Source organism: Lachnoclostridium sp. An14 (assembly GCF_002160755.1).
In the GTDB taxonomy this organism is placed as follows: Bacteria; Bacillota; Clostridia; order Lachnospirales; family Lachnospiraceae; genus Lachnoclostridium_A.
In genome coordinates, this window is record NZ_NFLE01000077.1 from 1 (window position 1) to 2,416 (window position 2,416).

Sequence of the window (2,416 nt, forward strand, 5' to 3'; positions counted from 1 at the left end):
CAATAAGTATCTTAAAAATGATAGAGGTAGGGAATAAACCATTAAGCCTGAAAAAGAAACGGTATGCAATCGGAACAAACCCCGAAAAACATTTGGAGCAGATCATAAATCTGTAAAATTGGGGATGAAAGCGGGGGTTAGTTGAAGAACACATTCATGCGTTTGTCGTGACGGATCGTCCCACCACTATAGCCAAATCCCTCCCAATATGTTACAATCAAAACACAAAGATAAAAACGCAACGTAAGAGCTTTTCTTACAGAGCCGGTAGGTAGCCCGGCCGCACCGTTTGGTGTAAGTAACCCTCCCTCCTTAGGGTCGTCCGTTCTTTGTTCATCACAATTATAAGGAGGAATTGTCATGGACAAAGGATCTGTCAGACTGACCGTATGGTTTGAGGAGCCGTTCTGGATCGGCGTACTGGAGCGAATTTCAGAAGGAAGGCTATCGGTATGCAAAACCACCTTCGGAGCGGAGCCGAAAGATTACGAGGTATGGGATTTCATTCTGAAACATTACGATCGTCTGCGCTTTAGTCCGGCTGTGGCGACGGATGCAAAAGAGATGGGCCGCAACCCGAAACGGGTGCAGCGGGAAGTGCGCAGACAGGTGCAAAACAAGGGAATTGGCACAAAATCCCAGCAAGCCCTGAAATTGCAGCAGGAGCAGTTCAAAACGGAGCGAAAAACCAGGAACCGAAAACAGCGGGAACAGGAAAAACAGCGGCGGTTTGAACAGAAACAGCAGAAAAAGAAAGAGAAGCACAGGGGCAGGTAACACTGCTCCTTGTTTCTTATATCAGTAGAAAACTGCGTCCCCTATGGCATAGAAACCTCCGGCGGGAGGCGCACTTCACGCAAGGGAAACTGGCTGCTGGAGCAGCCGCGCTCCGGCGCGAGTGTACGCTACTGCGCACATTAAAAAAGGAATGTCTGCCGCCAATGACGAAGACAATATGGAAACCGCAGGGAAAGAGACCTTTGCGCCGTTGGCAAACAAAAAAGAGAAAGGAGAGCCTTCTAATGTCCAAATCAACCATAACCACCGTCCTCCCATTCGATGTCCACACCGTGTGGACTCTGGTCACCGACGTCCGGCACTACGGCTGGCGCAGTGATTTAAGCAGGACGGAAGTGCGCTCGGAAAAAGAGTTTGTGGAGTATGCCAGGAACGGCTATGCCACCACCTTCACCGTCACAAAGCTGGAGTATTGTAAGCGATGGGAGTTTGACATGGAAAATACCAATATGAGAGGGCATTGGACTGGGGTGTTCCGATCCAAAGGAGACAACACGGAAATCCAGTTTACGGAAGTGGTGACGGCGAAAAAATGGATGTTAAAGCCCTTTGTGAAAGGGTATTTGAAAAAACAGCAGGCGAGATTTGTGGCAGATCTGAAACAGGCGCTGCAAACACAGGGGGAAAAGGCAAAGATAAAACCGGCGGACCCATCATCCGCGCAAAGGAGGCAAATAAAATGATCACCTATCAGTTTGACGACAAAACACTCACAGCGGAACGTTTCCTTCCCTTCGTAAACCAGGTATGGCCAGGAAATTACGACCGGGAGAGCACCCAGGCGGCCCTGGAAAAAACCATCAATATAACAGCCTGCGACGGGCCCGCCCTTGTGGGCTGCCTGCGGATCCTTTCCGACGGCTACTATTTTGGCACCATCACGGAACTGCTGGTTCTCCCCCAGTACCAGCGGAAGGGGATCGGAAAAAAGCTGCTCCACCTCGCCAGGGAACACACTCCCACCATGCTGTATTTCGGCGCTCAGCCGGGACTGGAGCCGTTTTATGAAAAATGCGGCTGCCGGAAAAGTTTGCAGTCGTATGTAATAGAAAAAGAAGACGGCAGATAAAAGGGAACCTTGTATAGGAATGAAAGGAAGCGCGGCATGAACGAAAAAGAGCGGATCGCGTATTTCTATGAGGTGGTAGTGTCGGAAAACCGTTTGGACCAGCTGCCGCAGTTTGTATCCGAGGACTGTGTTCAGGTGGTGGGGAAGGAGACCGTTTTTCTGGGCCTGGAAGGAATGGGGAAACACCTGACGGCGGTGAGAGAGACCTACCCGGACTATACCATGAAACTGGTGCGCCAATACATGGACGGGGCGTATGTGATTTCCGAGTTTGTGATGGAAGGGACTCTGAAGGGAGCGTTTGCCGGCATCCAGCCCACAGGGGAAAAGCTGGTGTTCACTGGCGTGAATATCGACAAGGTAGCGGATGGGAAAATCGTGGAGCATGGAGGGGTGGTCAATACCTTTGAGACGTTCCTGGAACATGGGTTGATCGGGCCGGTTTCAGCGGCAGGAGATCCCACAGCTTTCCCGGAGGGAACGGCAGGCGGCGGAGAGTAGGAAACACCCCGCCTTCACATCAACATCCCCACCCCCACCCCATGACAC

The 2,416-nt window shown here is 51.2% G+C and carries 4 protein-coding genes; all 4 read left to right on the top strand.

Going from position 1 to position 2,416, the window contains the following annotated elements; all coding sequences use genetic code 11:
* The first annotated feature begins 360 nt into the window (after nucleotides 1-360).
* The 4 genes from B5E84_RS20130 (at nucleotide 361) to B5E84_RS20145 (ending at nucleotide 2,368) form a co-directional block, all read left to right on the top strand.
* Nucleotides 361-777, top strand: a complete 417-nt coding sequence (locus tag B5E84_RS20130; RefSeq protein ID WP_087226735.1) for a YjdF family protein — start codon at nucleotides 361-363, stop codon at nucleotides 775-777.
* A gap of 245 nt (nucleotides 778-1,022) precedes the next feature.
* Nucleotides 1,023-1,481, top strand: a complete 459-nt coding sequence (locus B5E84_RS20135) for an SRPBCC family protein (protein ID WP_087226738.1) — start codon at nucleotides 1,023-1,025, stop codon at nucleotides 1,479-1,481.
* Nucleotides 1,481-1,867 (top strand): GNAT family N-acetyltransferase, encoded by a 387-nt coding sequence (locus B5E84_RS20140; RefSeq protein WP_162612915.1) that lies wholly within the window; start codon nucleotides 1,481-1,483, stop codon nucleotides 1,865-1,867. Before B5E84_RS20135 ends, B5E84_RS20140 begins: the two co-directional genes overlap by 1 nt.
* Before the next feature lie 36 nt (nucleotides 1,868-1,903).
* The gene (locus B5E84_RS20145) at nucleotides 1,904-2,368 is read left to right on the top strand and encodes an ester cyclase (protein ID WP_087226744.1); all 465 of its coding nucleotides are present in this window, start codon (nucleotides 1,904-1,906) and stop codon (nucleotides 2,366-2,368) included.
* Nucleotides 2,369-2,416: the final 48 nt, after the last annotated feature.